Here is a 19,968-nt window from a genome sequence, read left to right as displayed (position 1 = left end):
AAGGATGCATCATTTAATTAATGCGGCATTGACTCGATCACGAACCATGCTGTCTTTGCTCGTGTTCATCATCCTCGCTGGGATCATCACTTACATTACGATTCCGAAAGAGTCGAACCCTGACATCACCATTCCCATTATTTATGTTTCAGTCAGTCATCAAGGGATCTCACCGACCGATGCAGAGAGGCTGTTGATTCGCCCCATAGAGCATGAATTACGCTCAGTTGAAGGGGTGAAAGAGATGACTGCCACTGCCTCAGAAGGTCATGCCTCCGTGACATTAGAGTTTTCTGTTGGCGCAGATTTAGCAAAAGCCATGTCAGATGTCCGTGATGCGGTGGATTTGGCAAAAGCAAAGTTGCCTGATGATACCGATGAGCCAACAGTGAACGAAGTAACATTGGCAGCGGAAGAGCCTGTTCTCTCTGTGGTTTTGTATGGCACCGTGCCTGAAAGAGCGGTGGTGAAAATTGCTCGTAAGTTAAGAGATAAGCTGGAAAGCTACCGCCAAATTCTTGAAGTTGATATTGCCGGGGATCGGGAGGATGTGGTGGAGATCATTGTTAATCCACTACTGCTGGAAAGCTATGGTCTGGATCAGGGGGATATTTATAACTTAGTGGCATTAAATAACCGAGTGGTCGCGGCGGGGTTTGTGGATACGGGCTACGGCCGCTTTTCTGTTAAAGTTCCTTCGGTGTTTGATTCCATTCAGGATGTACTGGATTTGCCGATTAAGGTGGAAGGCAAGCAAGTGATCACCTTCGCGGATGTGGCGACGGTACGAAAAGCGTTTCGAGATCCGAGCAGTTTTGCTCGTTTGGATGGTCAAGGTGCGGTTGTACTGGATATCAAAAAAAGAGCGGGTGAAAACATCATTGAAACGGTTGAGCTGGTAAAAGCCGTGTTGGAGGGTGCTCAGCAACAACCTCAATGGCCTGATAATTTATTGATCAAATACACGTGGGATGAGTCAAAAGACGTTCGTATCATGTTGAACGATCTTCAAAATAACATCCTCTCGGCCATTATTTTAGTGGTGATTGTGATCATCGCTATTTTGGGGGCGAGAACCGCGTTACTGGTGGGGATTTCTATTCCCGGGTCATTCTTGACTGGTTTATTAATGTTGGCCATGTCGGGTTTAACCATCAACATAGTGGTGCTGTTTGCATTGATCATGGCAGTGGGCATGTTGGTGGACGGCGCTATTGTGGTGACCGAATACGCGGATCGGCGCATGCAAGAAGGGGCTCCCCGTAAAGAAGCCTACCGAGAAGCGGCATTACGTATGGCATGGCCAATTACGGCTTCTACTGCCACCACGCTTGCTGCTTTTGCTCCCTTGCTGTTTTGGCCTGACGTCACCGGGGAGTTCATGAAGTACTTACCCTTGACCTTGATTGCAACATTAAGCGCTTCTTTGTTAATGGCACTGCTGTTTGTGCCTGTGCTTGGCGGCATTTTTGGTAAACCGCAGTACGTGTCACCCGCTCAGCGAACTCGTTTGCAAGCGATTGAACACGGCGAGTTTTCAAAAGCGTCTGGGTTTATAGCAGGCTACGTAAAGGTACTTTCTGTCGCAGTTCGTCACCCATTTAAAATTTTAGTCGCGGCCATAGTGCTTGCTATCGCCGTGGGGTTTGGTTACGCAAAAGCGGGGCTGGGTATGATCTTTTTCCCTGAAGTCGACCCACCATTTATGACGATGAAAGTACGCTCTCACGGTGATTTATCTATTTATGAAAAAGATCGGCTGATGAAGCAAATAGAGCAGCACATCATTGGGATGGAGGAGCTTGACAGTGTGTACACCAAAACGGGGGGAAGCGATGAGATTGGCCAGATTCAGCTAACGCCAGTGGATTGGCAGTATCGCCGCCCAGTGAAAGAAATCATTGATGAACTGCGAGAAAAAACCGCTCATATTGCTGGCATTGAGTTGGAATTTAAGTCTCCACAAGCTGGCCCGCCAGCAGAGCATGATGTGGTGATTGAGCTCAGTGGTCGTATTCCTGAAGAGTTGGAACGCAGTGTTAGTTTAGTCCGGCATTGGGCGAATAATCATGCTGCATTTACCAATCTCAGTGATACTGGCAATAAACCAGGTATTGATTGGCAAATTGATTTACAGCTAGACGATGCCGCTCGGTTTGGGGCCGATGCGACGGTGGTGGGTAACACGGTGCAGTTTGTGACAAATGGCCTGAAAGTGGGGGATTATCTTCCCGATGACTCGGATGAAGAGGTGGATATTTTGGTCCGCTTCCCAGCAGAGCAGCGAGACATAGGCCGCTTTGATGAGCTGCGAGTTAAGACCGCCGCAGGCATGATCCCTATTACTAACTTTGCCCAGATAAAAGCAGCGCCGAAACAAGACACTATCCATCGTGTGGGTGGTCATCGAGTGATCTCGGTGATGGCAGACATGCAAGAAGGGTACAACTTAAGCTTGGAGCTACCAAAAATAGAGCACGCTTTATCGGAATTAGGCTTGCCTGAATCGGTTAACTTTAAGTTGCGCGGCCAAAATGAAGAGCAAGATAACTCCACGGCTTTTTTACAAAATGCATTTATTGTGGCTCTGGCGGTCATGGCTCTGATTTTGGTGACGCAGTTTAATAGTTTTTATCAGGCATTTTTAATTTTAAGTGCCGTGCTTTTTTCCACCGTTGGCGTATTTGCGGGTTTGCTTATTTTTCAACGGCCTTTTGGGATCATCATGTCAGGGATCGGAGTGATCGCTTTAGCGGGTATTGTGGTGAACAATAACATTGTACTGATTGATACTTATAATCAGCTGCGTCGGCAAGGGTTCGATAAAATAGAAGCCATCATTCGAACGGGAGTGCAAAGGTTAAGGCCTGTGCTGTTAACTACCGTCACCACCATTTTAGGTTTGATGCCAATGGTGCTTGAGATGAACATCGATTTGATTAATCGTAATATTGAGTTTGGTGCGCCAAGTACCCAGTGGTGGTCACAGTTGGCTACGGCGGTGGCTGGTGGATTGGCGTTTGCGACATTGTTAACGTTAGTTCTGACGCCTTGTTTACTCATGCTTGGTAAAGATAAACAAGTACTCGAATAGTCATTGTGAAACAAAAATGCCTCACTGGACGGTGAGGCATTTTTTATTGGGTACGGTGCTTTCTTAGTGGATGATCATTGGGCTACTGGTCGCCATGTACTTGCTGTATCTTGCCAGTTGGTCCAGACGTTTTTCTGCCTGTACTTTAAAGTCAGATTTTGCTTTTCCTGTTAGTGACTTCGATTGTGGTAGCTTCACCGTACGTGGGTTTTTATGAACACCGTTAACCAAAAACTCATAGTGTAAGTGAGCGCCAGTTACACGGCCTGTTGCTCCTAGCGTGCCGACGGTTTGGCCTTGTTTCACTCGTTGTCCCGTTTTTACTTTACGTTTTTTCATGTGAAGGTATTTGGTGATGTAAGTATTACTGTGTCGAATAAACACGTAGTTACCATTAAACTGGTTGTAACCCGCTTTAGACACAATACCATCGCCAGCAGCCCAAATTGGTGTGCCAACAGGTGCTACATAGTCAGTGCCTCGGTGGGCTTTAATCTGGCCTGTCACTGGGTGTAAACGACGTGGGTTGAAGTTAGAACTTACGTAACGGAAGTTAATTGGTGAGCGTAAGAAGGCTTTTTTCATCGCTCGGCCATTTTGATCGTAGTAAGACTCGTCTTTATCGTTACGAATGGCTTTAAAGTTATCCCCTTGGTTAGTAAAAGAGGCGGCGATGATTTTCCCTCGGCCAGCGTATTCGCCTTCTACAAAGCGCTCTTCAAATAGCACTTCAAAGTGGTCACCAGCGCGAATGTCTAATGCGAAATCAATATCCCAACCGAACATGCCAGCCAATTCCATGATTTGGTTTGGCGTTAGTCCTGCACTGATAGCGGCATTCCAGAAGTTTGAACTAATGGTGGCTTGTGCGTAGTTAAGTTGGGTTTCAACAGGTTTGCTTTCATGAAGGGGGATATAGCTATCACCAGCTTTAGTAATGCGGAAAATTTCGGTAGAGCTAATTGGGCGGATAAGCTGAATGAGTTCGTTTTGATCATTGAAGCCAAATCGTAGCTCGTTACCTGGTTTTAGGTTGGATAATTGATCTTTAATTTCATCATCACTGCTGATCAGGTTATGTAACAACCGAGCAGAAAGTCCAATCCGCTTAAACAGTAATGCGGAACTTTCCCCTGATTTTACGTTGTGCTTTTCCCAGCGGATTTGTGCATTCCGATTAGGTTCTGGGCTAACAAGCAGTTCAGGGTTAATGTCTACAGGATAAGAGCGACCAACTTGTAGTGCATTAGGATCAGTATTTTGCACATTCATATCATTTGGAATAAGTAGCATGCCAACGATAACAGCTGCACTAGAGAGTGCGATGAGTGTACGGTGTATTAAGGGAATTTTGGCAAGTTTCGACAGCATCATTCAAACTAATAATTATTGTTGATAAAAAAGACAGACGTTTAAGTTTAACTGGTTTCAAAAAACATCGCTATTCAAGTAAGATGGAGGATTATCACTTTTTTGCCAAATTTGTGGGAGCGAACAAGAATGGCTAGCATTGAAGCAGCACTAGCAGAGATTAAGCGCGGTGTAGAAGAGCTTATTCCTGAAGAAGGGCTTATTGAGAAATTAAAAGAAAATCGTCCATTACGCATTAAGTTAGGTGCTGATCCAACGGCTGCGGATATTCACCTTGGCCATACTGTTATTTTTAACAAATTACGCCAGTTCCAAGATTTAGGTCATGAAGTGACTTTCCTTATTGGTGACTTCACAGCTATGGTTGGTGATCCAACGGGCAAAAACAGCACGCGTCCTCCTTTGACTCGTGAAGAAGTACTGGAAAATGCAAAAACGTACACTGATCAGATCTATAAAATCTTAGACCCTGAAAAAACAAAAATTCAGTTTAACTCTGAGTGGTTAAATGAATTAGGTGCAGAGGGCATGATCCGTTTAGCGGCAAACCAAACTGTTGCTCGTATGCTTGAGCGTGATGACTTTAAAAAGCGTTATGCTGGTGGTCAACCGATCGCGATTCACGAATTCATGTATCCACTACTGCAAGGTTATGACTCTGTAGCCATGGAAACAGACGTTGAACTTGGCGGTACGGATCAGAAGTTCAACCTGCTAATGGGTCGTGAGCTGCAAAAAGCGAATGGTCAGAAGCCACAAGCTGTGATCATGATGCCACTACTAGTGGGTTTAGACGGCACTAAGAAGATGTCTAAATCGGCTAATAACTACATTGGTATTAGCGAAGCACCATCTGAAATGTTTGGTAAGATCATGTCGATTTCAGACGATCTAATGTGGAGCTACTACGAACTACTTTCTTTCCGTCCGTTAGAAGAAGTAGCTCAGTTTAAAGCTGACGTTGAAGCTGGTAAAAACCCACGTGATGTTAAGATCCTACTGGCGAAAGAAATCATTGCTCGCTTCCACACAGACGCCGATGCTGATGCCGCTGAGCAAGAGTTCATCAACCGTTTCCAAAAAGGTGCGATCCCTGATGAAATGCCAGAATTCGAATTTGAAGCCGGTTTGCCAATTGGTAACGTGCTAAAAGAAGCGGGTTTGGTTAACTCAACGTCTGATGCAATGCGTATGATCCGCCAGGGTGCTGCGAAAATTGAGGGCGAGAAAGTATCTGATACTAAGTTCGTTCCAGCAGCAGGTACGGCTGTTTACCAAGTTGGTAAGCGTAAGTTTGCACGTATCACCATTAAATAAATCTCGTTAATTCCGGCTATGCTGGATTGATGTATAGAAAAAGGCGCGTTGTGCGCCTTTTTTGTATTTTGTTCATTGGGTTATTCATTAATACTGCTTGATGTTTACTTCATATTACACGAGCAAACCTGCGATGCGTTCACCTAGGTATTGTGCTGTTTTGATATCGATGGTTTGTACTTTTCCGTTGTCTTCAGTGGCTGCAGAAGCCCCAAATTGAACCCCAAGTCGGTTAATGGTTTTGTCTTCATAGCCGTTTGGCATATCTAATCCTGCCCATAACATGCCATGTTGGCTGGCCAACGTGAAAAAATAGAGTAAGGTCTGCTCTTGCTCGCCATTGAGACTTCCACCACAAGTAAATCCAGCCGCGATTTTATTGCGCCATAATTGCTCACCCCATGTTTCGCTACTGGCGTCGGCAAATGCCTTGAACTGAGCCGCAGGACCACCCATGTAGGTTGGTGAGCCAAATATAATGGCATCTGCTTGGCGTAATTCAGTGAATAACTGAGTGTTGTCGTAGCGTCCTTCAATGATGTCTTTACCACTGAGTGGGTACAGGGTTGCCGTGGCGGTTTCTTGATCTTGGGCCCCGTTTTTTATCGCTTCAGCTAGGGCATGTGTGGTACCTGTTTTAGAAAAATACACAATAGCGATACTTTTCATAGGAACTCCTTATTTTTGCCAGTAAGTGCGGTGGTGAGTGTTATTTCGGTTCTTTCGATAGCCTCATTTCAACAGCGGCCAAATATTCTGGGTAAGGGAAAAATTGGTAAATGTATGAACAGCTATAAACCAGCTTAATAGTGTGATCGTCTAAGCTCTGAAGGCACTGCTGAAACCATGTTTGCCATTGGGGTGTGCTGGGCTGTTGCGTATAAGGAACAACTGGCGTGTGTGAAGCGCTGGCATACACGGCCACATAGGCTTGCCAGAAGTAGTGCAAGGCTTGGTGTTGATCGTCAAAGTAGGGGCATAACAGTAAAAATGCCTGAAATGCGGTGACTCCGTGTAATAAAGTGAAATCATTAGTGTGCAGGAACTGGGTAACAACAACTTTAGCGACTGTTTCAATCGACAAATTTTCAGGTATAGGGCGTATTGCTTGAAATTTATCGTGATTGATAATGTGGATAACACGCTTGGAAATGTTGCTAAATTCTAATTTCTTTTCACCGAACTGACTTTTGGCCTGTTCTAATTGTTGCTCTGCATTGTAAGTTTGAGTGGTTGTTAAAGGCCCTAATGTCTGGTTGACGCTGGACCATTCGGCAAGTGCGATAGCAATTTCATCGATTTCTTGAGCTTGAACGGCATAAGATAGACGAATCAAACAGTGAAATGCATTACTGCTGAGTCCCGGCAATAAAGCTGGTAATTGGCGTTTGAGTGTTTTTTCAATACCAAGATTGATTAGCTGGGTTCGAATAGCTTTCCTATGAACATGAAAGTGATCAGGTTCACCCAAAGTAGCGGGCTGGCGGTGATCGGTGTTATCTGCCCTCATTTTTTCTAATCTTGGCGTATAAAAGCGATAAAAGTGCTCGATTTGTTCTTGTGTTGCTCCACATAGTTCTAGTGCGCTTAACGCCATGGGTAGATGATTACTGAGATCCGTGTCGTAGATGGGATCAAATTGGTGGCCTAACTTAATTAGCTTTTGGCTTTTTATTATGCTTGCTCGCTCCATGAGATGCTCCCAGTGGATATATTAAATAAAGTTATTTGTTTATTAATATAGTATGGGTGATAGTTAAGTAAACAAAAAACTTTACTTATTGTTTTTTGAGTCGTGCTAGATCACTTATTTTTGCAATTTTGTGAATATGGAATTGTAGAGCAGAAAAAAGCAGCCTGAGAATGTCAGACTGCTAAAGAGAGAGTGTTATTTGTTGAGGGCAAAGGTTGGTAGGGATAAATGCCAGCGAATCGCCCCTAAGCGAATGATCAATGTGGTAGCAACACTCATCAAAGTCGCAATATTGGAATCGAGTTGGTAATGCAGCGCGATAGTAAAAACAATACCACCTAAAATACAGGCAGTTGCGTAGACTTCACTTCGTAATACCATCGGGACTTCTCTGGCTAAGACGTCTCGAATAATGCCTCCACCACAGCCAGTAATAACGCCCATGATGACAGCAACCATTGGTGTTGCGCCATACGCTAAGGCTTTTTCGACGCCGATGACAACAAACACGGCTAAGCCAATGGCATCGGAAACGGGCAGTACAAACCAAGGCAGGCGTTTAGGACGGCGAACGACCAGCATGGTAATGATACAGGTGGTAAAAATGACCCATAAGTAAGCGGGATCCACGATCCAGAAAACAGGGGTTGCACCTAGTGCCATGTCTCGGATGGTTCCCCCACCAATGGCGGTCACACTGGCCAATACAATTACCCCAAAAGGGTCCATTTTTAGTCGGCCGGCTAACAGCACTCCCGAAATTGCAAAAATGGCGGTGCCAAACATATCAAGAACGTAGGTAAGCATTAGGGATAACTCAACAAAACAGCATGAAAAAAACGGGTTGATTGTACCCGTTTAGTGTAAAGGCACAACAAGCTGTTAACGATCAATGGTGGGTGAGTGGATCTCTGTCACATTGCTTTTCTGGCGGTGTCTAAATACTGGCAAACTTGTTTCACAGCATTCAGCGTCCTTGGTGTTGGGCGATTTAACCAATCAGAATGTAATGACCAAATTTGCTGCTTGTCTTGGGCTGGGAGTTTGTCTTTCCAGTGGTGCCAGTTGTTATTATCGACAGCATGCTCAGAGGTGAAAATGACTTCAGGCTGCCTGACGACAACTTGCTCTTCACTGACTTGAGGGTAGGGGCTCGGGCTATTTTGAAAAATGTTTTCGCCTTGGCATAAAGTAAACACTTGGCTTGGCCAGCTGCTTCCCGCGACGCTTATCATCGGCTTAGTGCTGAGCTGATAGAAAAAAGGTACTTTACGTTTATGGGCGTATTGGCTACGTAGTTGCTCTAGGTCTGCTCGGTAGTTGGTTAAGGTTTTCTGAGCGTACGAAGGATCGGTGGCCCACTGACTTAGCTCTTCAATGGCGATAGCAATGTCATCTAAGGTTGTGGGTTTAGAATAAAACACAGTCATGCCTAACTGTTCTAATTTTTTGAGCTCTCTAGGGGAATTCCCGCCTTCCCATGCCAGTATCAAATCAGGTTTTAACGCAATGATACGTTCGAGTTTTATGCCGTGATAGTTGGCTACTTTTTCTAAGTTTTTCGCTTGTTCAGGGTAGTCACTGTAGTCACTGACTGCGATCATGGCTGGCCCAAGTCCGGCTGCATAGGCAAGTTCAGTGGTGTGTGGGGCTAAGCTGATCACTCGTTGAGCGGGCTGAATTTTTTGAGTAGCAAAGCCAGCACTTGAATAAACAAGACAAAATAAAGAGAACAACGGGCCGAAAGAAGAGCTGAGTTTCAAGGTTAGAGTCCTTGCTTGAGCAGTAAAATAAGCAGGCTTTGAATTGCTATCCAAATAACAATACGAACATTGAGTAGCCGATGAAGCTGCGCTAAGTGATAGGCCGCGGGAGCGATGCGTCCTCCTAATTTCGGGCGCATTAATTTTTGCTGAAGGTAAATAGCAGGCCCACCTAAAGAGAGCTCTAACTTTCCACCCACTGCGGCAAGTAGCCAGCCAGGACCAGGCAGTTGCCACTGTTTACCTTGGTGCCACATGGTAGTGATTGCTTGTTTCCCATTGCGGCCAACGCAGAGCAGTAATGCAAATAACCGTAAAGGCAAGTAATCAAAGACAGCCAGCATATAAACCGCAGGTAATCCGAATGGGCGCAGGGATTCATGGCTAGGAGACCATGCTCTAGCAAGCTCGCAAGCCAGTCGGTACATGAAAGCACCAATGCCACCAGTTAAACCAAACCAGAACAGAACCGCGATAACATTGCGGCTATACCCTAATAACAAAGTTTCAGCGCCCGCTTTTCCTAATCCAAGTGGCGATAAGGTATCTGTTTGACGGTTAACATGAAAAGCGAGTTGCGCGCGTGCTTGCTGTTTATCGTTATTGCCGAGTGAATTGACTAACCCCTTGGCTAGCTTTTCAGAGCTGCGCCAGTCAATGGCAAGCAGAAGTAGAGCCAGCTCAAATAGCCGTTGATCCCACACTAGAGGGTAGGCAGCAATGAGTACCAATAAGGCCGGTGTCCACATTAAAAGCCATGCTAATGTGCCATACAACAAGCGTTGTGAGTAATCCCCTTTTCCATTTACTTTTTCGGCAAGCTGAGAAGCGAATTTTTGCCATAACGTCATGGGGTGAGCTTGATAGGGAATCGGCAGCAAAACGTGGAACAGCAGTGCACCCCACATCACTAGTAGGGTGCCATCGGCAATTAGAGAAGTGAATTGCTCGATCATTCTTTCATTATGCCTTTAGCAGGTTCGCCATGTTGATCACCATTTCTGATGAACTTTTAGCTGCTAGTGGTAAGAATTCTTCAAAGCTCATTGGAGATTCTTTATCTGCAACATCAGAGATAGCGCGAACCACCACAAATGGTGTGTTAAATTGGTGACATGCCTGGGCAATTGCTGAAGCTTCCATTTCTACGGCAATCACCGAAGGGAAGTGCTTACGAATAAACTCTTGGCGTTCTGCGGTGCAAACAAACGCGTCACCAGTACAGATCAAACCACGAACCGCGTGTTTGTCTTCCATTTGTGCTAATGCTTGTTCTGCCACTTGCATCAGTTTTTCATCGGCAGCGAATGCTGCTGGTTGACCCGCCATTTGACCAATTTCGTAGCCAAATGCAGTCACATCAGCGTCGTGGTGACGAACTTCTGTTGAAATAACAACATCACCAAGATTTAGGCTTGAGTCAAAGCCGCCAGCGGAACCTGTGTTGATCACAACATCTGGTTGGTAGCTTTCTAATAAAATTGCGGTGCCTACAGCAGCGGCCACTTTACCAATGCCTGATTGCAATAAAACGACATCTGCACCATTTAGTGTGCCTGTATAAAACGTACAACCTGCTTTTTTATGCTCTTCGCAGTTTGCTAGTTGATCTTTTAGGATGACCACTTCTTGTTCCATTGCACCAATAATGCCAATTTTCATCTTTGTGTTCTCATTAATAAGGAGTTGATAGTGGAAAGGATTGTAGCATAGCTTTTTTTGAAGAGGGGTTAACAATAAGGAAGTGCTGTGTTGGGACATACAGCAAAGATCATAGTATGAGGTGTCTTGCTGTATGTCGCATCAGGGGAGAACGAAGCTTATGCTTTCTCTTCCGGACGGTATTTTAGTTGAACCCCCTTTAGGAAGTTACGTAAAATTTGTGCTTTGCAGTCACGGTAATGCTTGTTATCTGGCTTGCGGAAAAAAGCACTCAGTTCGTGTTTGCTCATGTTAAAGTCAGCGAGTGCCATGATGTCTAAAATATCTTCGGCTTTCAGGTTTAATGCGATTTTTAATTTTACAAAAATCATATTGTTTGTAAGACGTTGTTCTGGCTCTGGTTGTGGGCCTTCTCTTTTGCCGCGCTTATCATTGATCAGGCCATTTAAAAAGATCGCCAGTTGAATGTCTTCTAGCTGTTGAAAAGCAGCATCCTCGTCCTTTTTCAGCCAGTTACTTACTTGCTCTCGTGTTACTTGATGATCAGCTAAGCCAAAAATGGCCATCATTTTAGAATCGTTGAAATCGAAGGTATAACGGATACGGCGTAAAATGTCGTTATTAGTCACAAATGTGTCCTGATCTAATGGGCAACTGAACCACGGTGGTTAGTGCGTAAAAATAGCAAAGGTGATGATAGCAATAAAATGCATGAATACCGCGGAATTTATTATTTCATAATTAGATTTTGCTTAATAAGTTCGGCTCTGAGTTGCTCTGCTCTTTTTCGGTTTACACCAAAATCTGAGTACCCCGTTCGAGATTCCGATCGAACAATGAGCTGCTGTCCTTCTATTTTGAGCTCTAAATCATCCACAAAGCGCAGGATTGTTGAGGTGCACTCAATGCGTAAATAGTCTTTTTCTTTTACTGCTGTTTTTGCGCCAGGAAGTTGCAGTGCAGCTTGCTCCAGCATCTCTAAAGTCGCGTCTGGGGTTAATTCAAAAGGGGCAATATTAAATTCATCACGGTTATCTAAAGTGGAAACACAGTTAGGCTTTTCGCCGCACGGTGAGGAGCTTTTGTCAGCTATTGTGGTGACCCCTTGACTGCATGCGGTCAAGCTGAGTATTGATATTGCTAGGAAAACGTTTTTTGTCATTGGGTTGCCTCTTATTGTCGCGTTATTTACGTGATGTATTTACAAATAAAAAAGGACCCACTATAGGATCCTTTTTTTGCTTAAGAACGGTATATTTTAGTATACATCTCGAACGTAACGTTTTTGTTTTTTCAATTGATTAACGTATTCTTTGGCTTCTTCTTCGGTGCGACTTCCATGTTCAATAATTACATCATGGAGTGCTTTATCGACATCTTTGGCCATGTAATAAGCATCACCACAAACAAAGAAGTAGCCACCACGTTCTAGCCATGCAAACAGCTCTGCACCACCTTCTCGCATTTTATCTTGCACATAGATTTTTTCTGCTTGATCGCGAGAAAATGCTAAATCTAAGCGGGTGAGGACTTCTTTATTTTGCAGGGTTTCCAATTCATCTTGATAAATAAAGTCGGTTGCGCCGTTTCGGTCACCAAAAATTAGCCAGTTGTCACCTGGTGAAGCCTGGACTTCGCGTTCTTCTAAGAAAGCACGGAATGGAGCAATTCCTGTGCCTGGGCCCACCATGATCATTGGGGCTTTATCGTCTTCAGGAACCGCGAAGTTTTTATTTGGTGCAAAGTAGCAAGGTACTTTACCGTCTTCTTCAACAAGATCAGCGAGCCATGTTGAACAGGTACCGTTATAAGTACGTTCATCGTTTTTGTATCGAACACTACCAATGGTGAGGTGAACTTCATCATTGTGTTTGTTCAAGCTTGAAGAGATGGAATAGGCACGTGGGGCAATTGGCTTTAATAAGGAAAGAATTTCAGCCAAAGATAACGTGACATTCGGGTAAGCTTGCAGAAGATCTAAGGTATCTTTGCCCCATAAGAAGTCGTTTAGCGCAGAGTTGTCTTCATTGGCTATCATTTCAATGAGCTTATGATCGCTGGCGCTTTCAGCTAAGGTTTTTACAAACTCTTTGGATGGGGTTCGAATGTCTAGATAGCGCGTAAAGATCTCACGCAGACTGTGGTTTTCACCGTTCCAAGACGGTTTTTCATCACCGGAAAAGTTCAGTTGGGCAAGAAATGCTTCAACCAGTTCCGGTTGGTTTTGAGGGATAACGTTTAGCGCGTCCCCTGGTTTATAGAATTCACCAGATCCTTCTAGTGATAATTCATAATGAACGATCTCTTTACTGGATCCTTCTTTATTAAGAACACGTTTTTGTTTCAACGTCGCTTGCAGCGGGTTCTTACGACCGAACTTAGATTTCTGCTTTGGGGTAGAGGCCCCTCCTTGAGTTGAGTGACTGTCCCCGTCATCCCCTTTTTCTGCAATACTTGGCAGGGTGGCAATCATCCATTCTTCAGATGGGCTCTCAAAGTCGATGTCGCAATCCACACGAGGGGTTACTCGGGTTGCGCCTAAGGCTTCTAAGCGCTCATCCCATAGTTTGCCGGCAAGACAGAACTCATCGTAACTGGTGTCACCAAGGGCGAGTATCGAGAAGAAGGTGCCATCGAGTTTTGGTGCATTATCACTGCTCATGGTTTGCCAGAGCATTTCTGCATTGTCTGGCATTTCACCTTCACCGTAGGTACTTGTCACAATTAAGATACGAGAGGACTTCACGAAGATTTGTGCATCGACGTCGTCCATGTCGTAGACGTTGGCTGTCATGCCATATTCTTTGGCTTTTTCTGCTGTATCGTAGGCGACACTTTCAGCGTTGCCCGTTTGAGAACCATAAAGAATAGTAAGGGCTTTCACTTGTGGCTTAGATTCAGCATGAACCACTGATTCCTCTTTGACGAGCAGACGAGAATGCAGACCTGAAAAGAAGCCCGCCAACCATGTCTTTTGGTCGCCATTAAATGGAATATCTTTTGGTAAATGAGGTACTTTCATAATTCTTCCTATCTTAAGATACGCGCCTTTCCTTAGGCTGTTTGGGCTTCTTTCTCAGCTTGTTTTTCTAGTGCTTTCTCTTGCTCTATATCATCTCGAATGACATCTGCAAACGCATGACAATATAGGGTTGCTAATCTTTGATTGAGCGCTTCAATCTCTGTTAATTGAGATCGAATATCGAGTTCGCGAGCTAAAATCCAAACTGAGGTTCCACGAGAGTGTGTATCCCAAACATCTCTACGTGCGAGGGATGTTTTGTAATCTTGCACTCGCTTGTGGGCGAGCAGTACAGCTAACTCTTCATCTTTGTAGGTAGAGATCGCTTCTTTTACATCTTTTGTGACAGTATCGAGCAGCTTTTTATCACGCAGCTCGAACATACGTGTCACTAACTTCGCTTGTTCATCTTCGTCTGGTACTTGTGTCTTCGCCAATTCATGTGCGCGGTGTAATACCCCACTTTGAGTAAGAAGATCACAAATTAATGAGGTATCCATTTCTCCATATTGTGGGCTTAAGCCGTCAGACAGGACTTGCTCATCCCGATAAGCAAAGTGGATCTCTTCAAGCAAGCGGTTTGCTTCTCCGTGGATCAGCTCTTCTTGCATTTTCTTGCGAGAATGAGAGGCCAGAATACTTTCAGGGTGTTGGCTTTGCGTCAGAGCTAATGGAAGCACCAGAGTAAATAGAGTTCGGCTGGTTGCCCAATCCGCTAAGATAGCTTTTGCCTGAGCAGATTGAGTAAAGCGAACATGTTGTTCTAAATGCCATTTTAGTGCTTCTTCATAACCTGGGTTATGTTCGATTAATGGCAACGTCAGAACAGAGTCTTTACTGCAACTGTTAGCAAAGTTGCCATCAACATTGTATTGGTAAGCGACGCCACCAGACATTCCATTACCAAAGCCTTTTCCATAACCGCCTAGGTTAATGACGGAACCATTGGTCATGTATTCACAACAAAAATCACCAACCCCTTCAACAACGGCGACGGCACCTGAGTTACGTACCGCAAAACGGTCACCAGCTTCACCTTCAATGAAAGCTTGACCACCTGTTGCGCCAAATAACGCAAAGTTACCAATAAGCACATTATTGCCAGAGGTAAGCTGATCTTGGCCTGGGAAACGCACCACAATATGGCCACCACTGGCCCCTTTACCGACACCATCGTTACAAGTGCCTGTGTGCTCCATGACTAAGCCACTGTTATTGAAAGCGGCGTAGCTTTGTCCTGCACTGCCGTTACTTTTGATTAGGACCGATTCCGCATCTAAGAAGCGGCGACCATTACTTGCTAATAAAACGGCAGGGTGGTTTGACGCAATATTTTGATAATTTAAGCCACGTTCAATATCGATGGATAGCTGGCCACCAGTGGATTTATTGCGGTTGTTCAGCTTTCCGGCATCGAGTGTAATGTGACGTTGCTCAGATTCAAAGTAATCACTTAGAAGAGTTTCAATAAGGTGATCGTCTGGGGTGAAGTCTGCTTCTAGATAGATAGGTTTGGCAACTTTGACGATATCCACTGGACGCAGTAAGCCCGTCATATCAAGGCGACCAACAATACTGTGGTGGTTAGCAAGGTGCAGCAGTTCTGTTTTTCCGCGAATGTCGCGTAAAGTGCGATAACCGAGTTTTGCTAAAATCTCACGAACTTCATGAGCCACGTTTAAGAAATATTGGGCTAGAGCTCTTGGATCACCTTGATACAGCTCAGGGTTAGTAGTGAGGCCAGCAGGGCATTTTACGTTACAGTTTTTGGCCATGACACACTTGAGCATCATCAGTGCAGTGGTACCAAACTCGAAGGAATCGCCACCCATGATGGCCGACTTAATCACATCTGCGCCAGTTTGGTGAGCGTTAGAGCAGCGAAGGGTGACTTTGTCGCGCAGGCCATTTTCACTCAGGGATTGATGAACTTCGGCAATCCCTATTTCTGCTGCTCGGCCTGTGTTTTTCAAGCTGGTTACAGCCGCAGCTCCTGTACCGCCAGTATTACCAGCGACGTTGATCACATCGGCTCCCGCTTTTGCGACACCAACCGCAATGGTGCCGATCCCTTCGGAAGAGACCAGTTTAACAATGACGCGCACACGGGCGGCTTTGGCATCATGAATCAGCTGACCAAGATCTTCGATGGAATAGGTGTCGTGGTGTGGTGGTGGGCTCACTAGTTCAACACCTGGTGTTCCACCACGGGCAGCGGCGATTTCTACCGTTACTTTTGGTGATGGTAGCTGGCCACCTTCCCCCGGTTTTGCCCCTTGTGCAATTTTAATCTCGATCTCTTCAAGCTGAGGATCAGCCAAATAGCCTACCCAGACCCCAAAGCGTCCTGATGCAAATTGTTTGATTTTGCTGGCTTTGATTGTATTAAAGCGCGTTGAGTGCTCGCCACCTTCACCTGAGTTACTCATGGCTCCAGCAATGTTGGTGCCTTGAGCTACCGCTTGATGCGCGTTGGCGTTGAGTGCTCCGTGGCTCATTGCACCAGACGCAAAAGTGGGTGTAATTAGGTGAGCTGGTTCAACTTGATCTAACTCTATTGGCTGTTTAGCCGCCTTGATACGCGTTAAGAATTGACCTAACTCTGGTTTTACTTCAAGCGAAATGTGATGACTTTCTAGCGAAGCGGAGACGATTTTTTCGGCCCAGGTGGACTTAATAGCCGCATGAAGTGCTTCCGATGCTTCAACGTTATTCAGTTGTAACTGGAATCGTCCTTCCTCTACGGAAAGAGAGGTGACTTGTAAACCCGCCCATAGGTAGTTGACGTTACCATCAAAGTGGAAGCGATCAAGTAGGTGTGAGAACTCTTCCGGTGTGGATGCTGCGGTAAAATCGAGCGGCAGCAACAGAATATCACGAAGGGCGGCAGGGCGAGATTCCCGTTCACTGTATAAACTGCTGGCAAATGAGCGGTAAGACGGTGTTACTTTAAAATTGTCTATCTGCTCTGGGGTGAGTTTGTCGTAGCCTTGCTCTTTATAAGCGATGTCTTCACTGGTGACTACTGCGGACTCAAGGGCTTGTTCTGCTTGGTTTTCATCGACATATTGCACCGACTCTTGGGTCATGTTGATGTATTCGCGTACTGCGGTATTACCAAAGCTGTGACCTGCACCGTCTTGACGCTCTTTAAATAAACCCAGTAACGGTATCTGGTTTTCTTCATTAATCGCCAGTGCTTTAAAGTGCCATTTTGCCGAGCTCCACGCTAGATCTTCAAAGCGTGCGCCACCAACTGGAGAGCTGATGTTAGGGAAGTACTTTTTTAAACATGGGGAGTCGGTATCTAAGAAGTTTGACTCAAAAAACTCACCGCCAATGTAACTTTCAGCGGTACAAAGGCCAAATTTACCCATGGTTTTCATGAGTGACTTTTCACACGCTTTTTGAAAGTTCTTTAGTCCGGTTTCGACTGGCTGGTTATTCGACAGAGTTTTTGCTCGGTGGAATACGGACATCGGGCAAATGGCCGAGGCACCGAAACCCAGTAAACAGGCGATATCATGGCTGCTAACAGCTTGGCCTGTTTGATAAACAATGCTGGTGTCAAAGCGTAAGCCTTTTTTGATCAAGCGCTGGTTTACCGCGGTAACAACAAGCACAGCAGGAAGGGCGGCTTTGTCATTGGCAATGTTTTTGTCGCTCAGTACCACAATACCGCATTGTTGTTCTGCCGCTTGTTGGACGGCGTCACACAGATCATTAATGGCTTGCGCGACCCGTTTGGCATTGTCTTCTCGGCTGTTGAGCGTAGGAGTAAATAAGGTGTCGAAGGTGGTTACGTTGATTCTGTCTTGGGCAAAAATTTGCTCTAGCTGCTGTGGCTGTAAGATCGGTGAATCGAGTACCAGTTGAACTGTATCTTGTGGGCTAAAGTTGGGCTTTGCACCTAGGGCAACACGTAACGTCATGCCGTCTGACTCTCGTAAAGAGTCAAGTGGTGGGTTAGTTACTTGAGCAAAACGTTGGCTAAAGTATTTCGACATTCCTCCTTCTTCGTCGGTTAAGACGTTAGGCGCTAAGCCAAAACCCATTGCCGTAATTTTCTCTGCGCCATGCTCAATCATTGGGTCTAAGAAGAACTTGAAGCTTTCTTGGTTCAGTGAATAAGCAACTTGACGGCTGTATGAGCTAAACTCGGTATTCTCAGTCACATCGTCTAGTGAAGAAGGGGCAAGATCATCGAGGGTAATTCGAGCAGACTCTAATAGAGCAGAATAATTACGCTCCTTAGCTAGGGTTTCTAGGATTTCATTGGTTTCGTAACTCTTACCAGTCCCGTGGTCAAAGTAGATCATCCCGCCAGCTTGAATACGACCATAGCGGATGACTTCTTCAGCGGGAAAGTCGATTTGTCCAGCTTCACTCATTACTGCAAGATAACGGTCTGTTTCGACACTGCGTAATGGGCGCAAACCTAGGCGATCGAGACGGGCTCCTACTTTTTGGCCATCGGAGAAAATCAGTGCCGCTGGTCCGTCATTTTTCTCTTCTGATAAGCTAAAGTACTCCAGCATAGCCCGAACTTCAGGGGAGATTTTTTCATCGTTTTCCCAGGCCGGGGGCATCATTGCCAGCACAGCCGTCACGATGTCTAATCTGTCTTCCACCACACGGCGGGCCAACGTTTGATCGAGGCGGGCAGAGTCTGATTGACCTTTTGGAAAGATCACTTTTTTATGTTGCTGGCGAGCAATAGCGTCTTCGCTTAACCGATTTTTTTTATCGGTATTCAACTCGCCATTGTGCGCCATGCGACGAAAAGGTTGAGCCATCATAGTGGCTGGTGCGGTGTTGGTGGAAAAACGCGTATGGAAAAATAGGGTCGTGATTTGATGTTCTGGGTGTGAAAGATCCGCAAAGTAGGGCACAACTTCCCATGAATTTAAGCGCCCTTTGTACACCTGAGTTTTGGAGCTCATCGAAAGCGGATAAAAGCCTTCCAAGTTGTCATCAGTAAAACCTATCGACTCCAGTTCACTGAGTGATAAGTTAATATCGTCTTCAAATTCAACGTGATTTCTTGGTTCTCGGTTTAAAAAAATGACTTGTTGAATGGTTTGTTGCACTTGTTGTGACGCTTTATTTACCGCATCGGTATTTACAGGAACTTCACGCCAGAAAGCAATATCCAGTTTGTGTTTTGAAAGTGTGCTTTCAATCAGTGATTTTGCGGTATCAAACTGAGAGTTATCGAATGGAAAGAAAAAGTTAGCAACACCAAACTCCCCTTTTTCAAGGCTAGGTTGCTCAAGTAAAAAGCGATAAAAGTTGACAGATAAGTCGATATTGACTCCGGCACCATCACCAATTCCTTCTGCATTCATGCCACCACGATGAGGAATTGTGCACAGTGCTTGGTGGGCCAAAGCGAGTAATTGGTGGGTTTGCTCACCTGTTTTATCGGTGATGAATCCAACCCCACAACTCGAATGTTCATGCTCACTATCGTACAGCGAACGAAATTCCTGACTGGTTAGAGCAGGTGCTGAGATCGCCGTTTGAACCAGTTTGTAGCTAGCCTCACGTTCACTGTGAGTGCTGGTATTTTTGCCACAATTGTCCTTCTCTAGCGACGGATCATACAGTGTCATTGCAATTCTCCCTTGCTTACTGCCTGTTTATCTGGCAGTGACTACTAAGCGTTTACTTACATCATGATTACTGAATCGCTGGTTATTAATCATAAACCATACAGAAATTGTGACTGCATTTATGTGCGATATAAGCTTAAAGTGCTGAATTTTAAATACTTAGTTAACATTTCCGTTGTTATTTGTTTTCAGCAACCTAACAAGCTATAAGGAATTAATAAAAAGGTCAAGCTTTCACAATATTGTGTTTCTAATTATATAATAGTAATGATTAGTGATTTTTATCTCTTATATAACAATGGCTTAGTGTTTTATTTTTAACCTTTTTGTTACATTTTTGTGGCGTATTTTTTTGAGAGGCAATTAAAAATTTTTATGCGTATTTAATGATTAATAGTGTAGAACATAATCTTAAGTATGCGGATTTTGGA

General features: G+C 44.9%; 13 protein-coding genes. 2 read left to right on the top strand and 11 right to left on the bottom strand.

Going from position 1 to position 19,968, the window contains the following annotated elements; genetic code table 11:
* Positions 1-4 precede the first annotated feature (4 nt).
* The gene (locus MHO82_RS12240; RefSeq protein ID WP_239184229.1) at positions 5-3,094 is read left to right on the top strand and encodes an efflux RND transporter permease subunit; all 3,090 of its coding nucleotides are present in this window, start codon (positions 5-7) and stop codon (positions 3,092-3,094) included.
* A gap of 63 nt (positions 3,095-3,157) precedes the next feature.
* Here the strand turns inward: MHO82_RS12240 and MHO82_RS12235 are convergent, their stop codons facing one another.
* A complete protein-coding gene (locus MHO82_RS12235) occupies positions 3,158-4,465 on the bottom strand; it encodes a peptidoglycan DD-metalloendopeptidase family protein (protein ID WP_239184265.1) in 1,308 nt (435 codons plus the stop codon).
* Positions 4,466-4,594: 129 nt separating this feature from the next.
* Between MHO82_RS12235 and tyrS the strand changes: the two genes are divergently transcribed.
* Positions 4,595-5,782: a tyrosine--tRNA ligase gene (tyrS, locus tag MHO82_RS12230; RefSeq protein WP_239184228.1), complete on the top strand. Its 1,188-nt coding sequence runs from the start codon at positions 4,595-4,597 to the stop codon at positions 5,780-5,782.
* Between the two features lie 114 nt (positions 5,783-5,896).
* Here the strand turns inward: tyrS and MHO82_RS12225 are convergent, their stop codons facing one another.
* From MHO82_RS12225 to MHO82_RS12180, 10 genes are all read right to left on the bottom strand, one after another.
* Positions 5,897-6,451, bottom strand: coding sequence for a flavodoxin family protein (locus MHO82_RS12225; RefSeq protein ID WP_239184227.1), 555 nt, complete (start codon positions 6,449-6,451; stop codon positions 5,897-5,899).
* A 40-nt stretch (positions 6,452-6,491) separates the two neighbouring features.
* A complete protein-coding gene (locus tag MHO82_RS12220) occupies positions 6,492-7,475 on the bottom strand; it encodes a questin oxidase family protein (RefSeq protein ID WP_239184226.1) in 984 nt (327 codons plus the stop codon).
* Positions 7,476-7,670: 195 nt separating this feature from the next.
* A complete protein-coding gene (locus MHO82_RS12215) occupies positions 7,671-8,282 on the bottom strand; it encodes a TRIC cation channel family protein (RefSeq protein WP_239184225.1) in 612 nt (203 codons plus the stop codon).
* Positions 8,283-8,389: 107 nt separating this feature from the next.
* The gene (gene btuF, locus MHO82_RS12210; RefSeq protein WP_239184264.1) at positions 8,390-9,211 is read right to left on the bottom strand and encodes a vitamin B12 ABC transporter substrate-binding protein BtuF; all 822 of its coding nucleotides are present in this window, start codon (positions 9,209-9,211) and stop codon (positions 8,390-8,392) included.
* Positions 9,212-9,240: 29 nt separating this feature from the next.
* On the bottom strand, positions 9,241-10,194 hold the full coding sequence (locus MHO82_RS12205; RefSeq protein ID WP_239184224.1) for a cobalamin biosynthesis family protein: 954 nt from the start codon (positions 10,192-10,194) through the stop codon (positions 9,241-9,243).
* A gap of 7 nt (positions 10,195-10,201) precedes the next feature.
* Complete coding sequence (mtnN, locus tag MHO82_RS12200) at positions 10,202-10,900, bottom strand: 5'-methylthioadenosine/S-adenosylhomocysteine nucleosidase (protein WP_239184223.1); 699 nt, start codon at positions 10,898-10,900, stop codon at positions 10,202-10,204.
* A 158-nt stretch (positions 10,901-11,058) separates the two neighbouring features.
* Entirely contained in the window at positions 11,059-11,529 is a 471-nt protein-coding gene (locus tag MHO82_RS12195) for a DUF1456 family protein (RefSeq protein WP_239184222.1), read from the bottom strand.
* A gap of 101 nt (positions 11,530-11,630) precedes the next feature.
* A complete protein-coding gene (locus MHO82_RS12190; RefSeq protein ID WP_239184221.1) occupies positions 11,631-12,062 on the bottom strand; it encodes a DUF1499 domain-containing protein in 432 nt (143 codons plus the stop codon).
* A gap of 96 nt (positions 12,063-12,158) precedes the next feature.
* Positions 12,159-13,922: a sulfite reductase flavoprotein subunit alpha gene (locus tag MHO82_RS12185; RefSeq protein WP_239184220.1), complete on the bottom strand. Its 1,764-nt coding sequence runs from the start codon at positions 13,920-13,922 to the stop codon at positions 12,159-12,161.
* Between the two features lie 32 nt (positions 13,923-13,954).
* Positions 13,955-19,537 (bottom strand): glutamate synthase-related protein, encoded by a 5,583-nt coding sequence (locus MHO82_RS12180; protein WP_239184219.1) that lies wholly within the window; start codon positions 19,535-19,537, stop codon positions 13,955-13,957.
* Positions 19,538-19,968 lie beyond the last annotated feature (431 nt).

Source organism: Vibrio sp. Of7-15 (assembly GCF_022347565.1).
Classification (GTDB): Bacteria; Pseudomonadota; Gammaproteobacteria; order Enterobacterales; family Vibrionaceae; genus NORP241.
Note: the sequence above shows the minus strand (reverse complement) of the source record. Positions and strands in the feature narration are given on the sequence as shown.

Excerpts from the sequence above, each read along its gene's own strand:
- MHO82_RS12240 (WP_239184229.1), top strand. The coding sequence starts at position 5 with ATGCATCATTTAATTAATGCGGCATTGACTCGATCACGAACCATGCTG.
- MHO82_RS12235 (WP_239184265.1), bottom strand. The coding sequence starts at position 4,465 with ATGCTGTCGAAACTTGCCAAAATTCCCTTAATACACCGTACACTCATC.
- tyrS (WP_239184228.1), top strand. The coding sequence starts at position 4,595 with ATGGCTAGCATTGAAGCAGCACTAGCAGAGATTAAGCGCGGTGTAGAA.
- MHO82_RS12225 (WP_239184227.1), bottom strand. The coding sequence starts at position 6,451 with ATGAAAAGTATCGCTATTGTGTATTTTTCTAAAACAGGTACCACACAT.
- MHO82_RS12220 (WP_239184226.1), bottom strand. The coding sequence starts at position 7,475 with ATGGAGCGAGCAAGCATAATAAAAAGCCAAAAGCTAATTAAGTTAGGC.
- MHO82_RS12215 (WP_239184225.1), bottom strand. The coding sequence starts at position 8,282 with ATGCTTACCTACGTTCTTGATATGTTTGGCACCGCCATTTTTGCAATT.
- MHO82_RS12205 (WP_239184224.1), bottom strand. The coding sequence starts at position 10,194 with ATGATCGAGCAATTCACTTCTCTAATTGCCGATGGCACCCTACTAGTG.
- mtnN (WP_239184223.1), bottom strand. The coding sequence starts at position 10,900 with ATGAAAATTGGCATTATTGGTGCAATGGAACAAGAAGTGGTCATCCTA.
- MHO82_RS12190 (WP_239184221.1), bottom strand. The coding sequence starts at position 12,062 with ATGACAAAAAACGTTTTCCTAGCAATATCAATACTCAGCTTGACCGCA.
- MHO82_RS12185 (WP_239184220.1), bottom strand. The coding sequence starts at position 13,922 with ATGAAAGTACCTCATTTACCAAAAGATATTCCATTTAATGGCGACCAA.
- MHO82_RS12180 (WP_239184219.1), bottom strand. The coding sequence starts at position 19,537 with ATGACACTGTATGATCCGTCGCTAGAGAAGGACAATTGTGGCAAAAAT.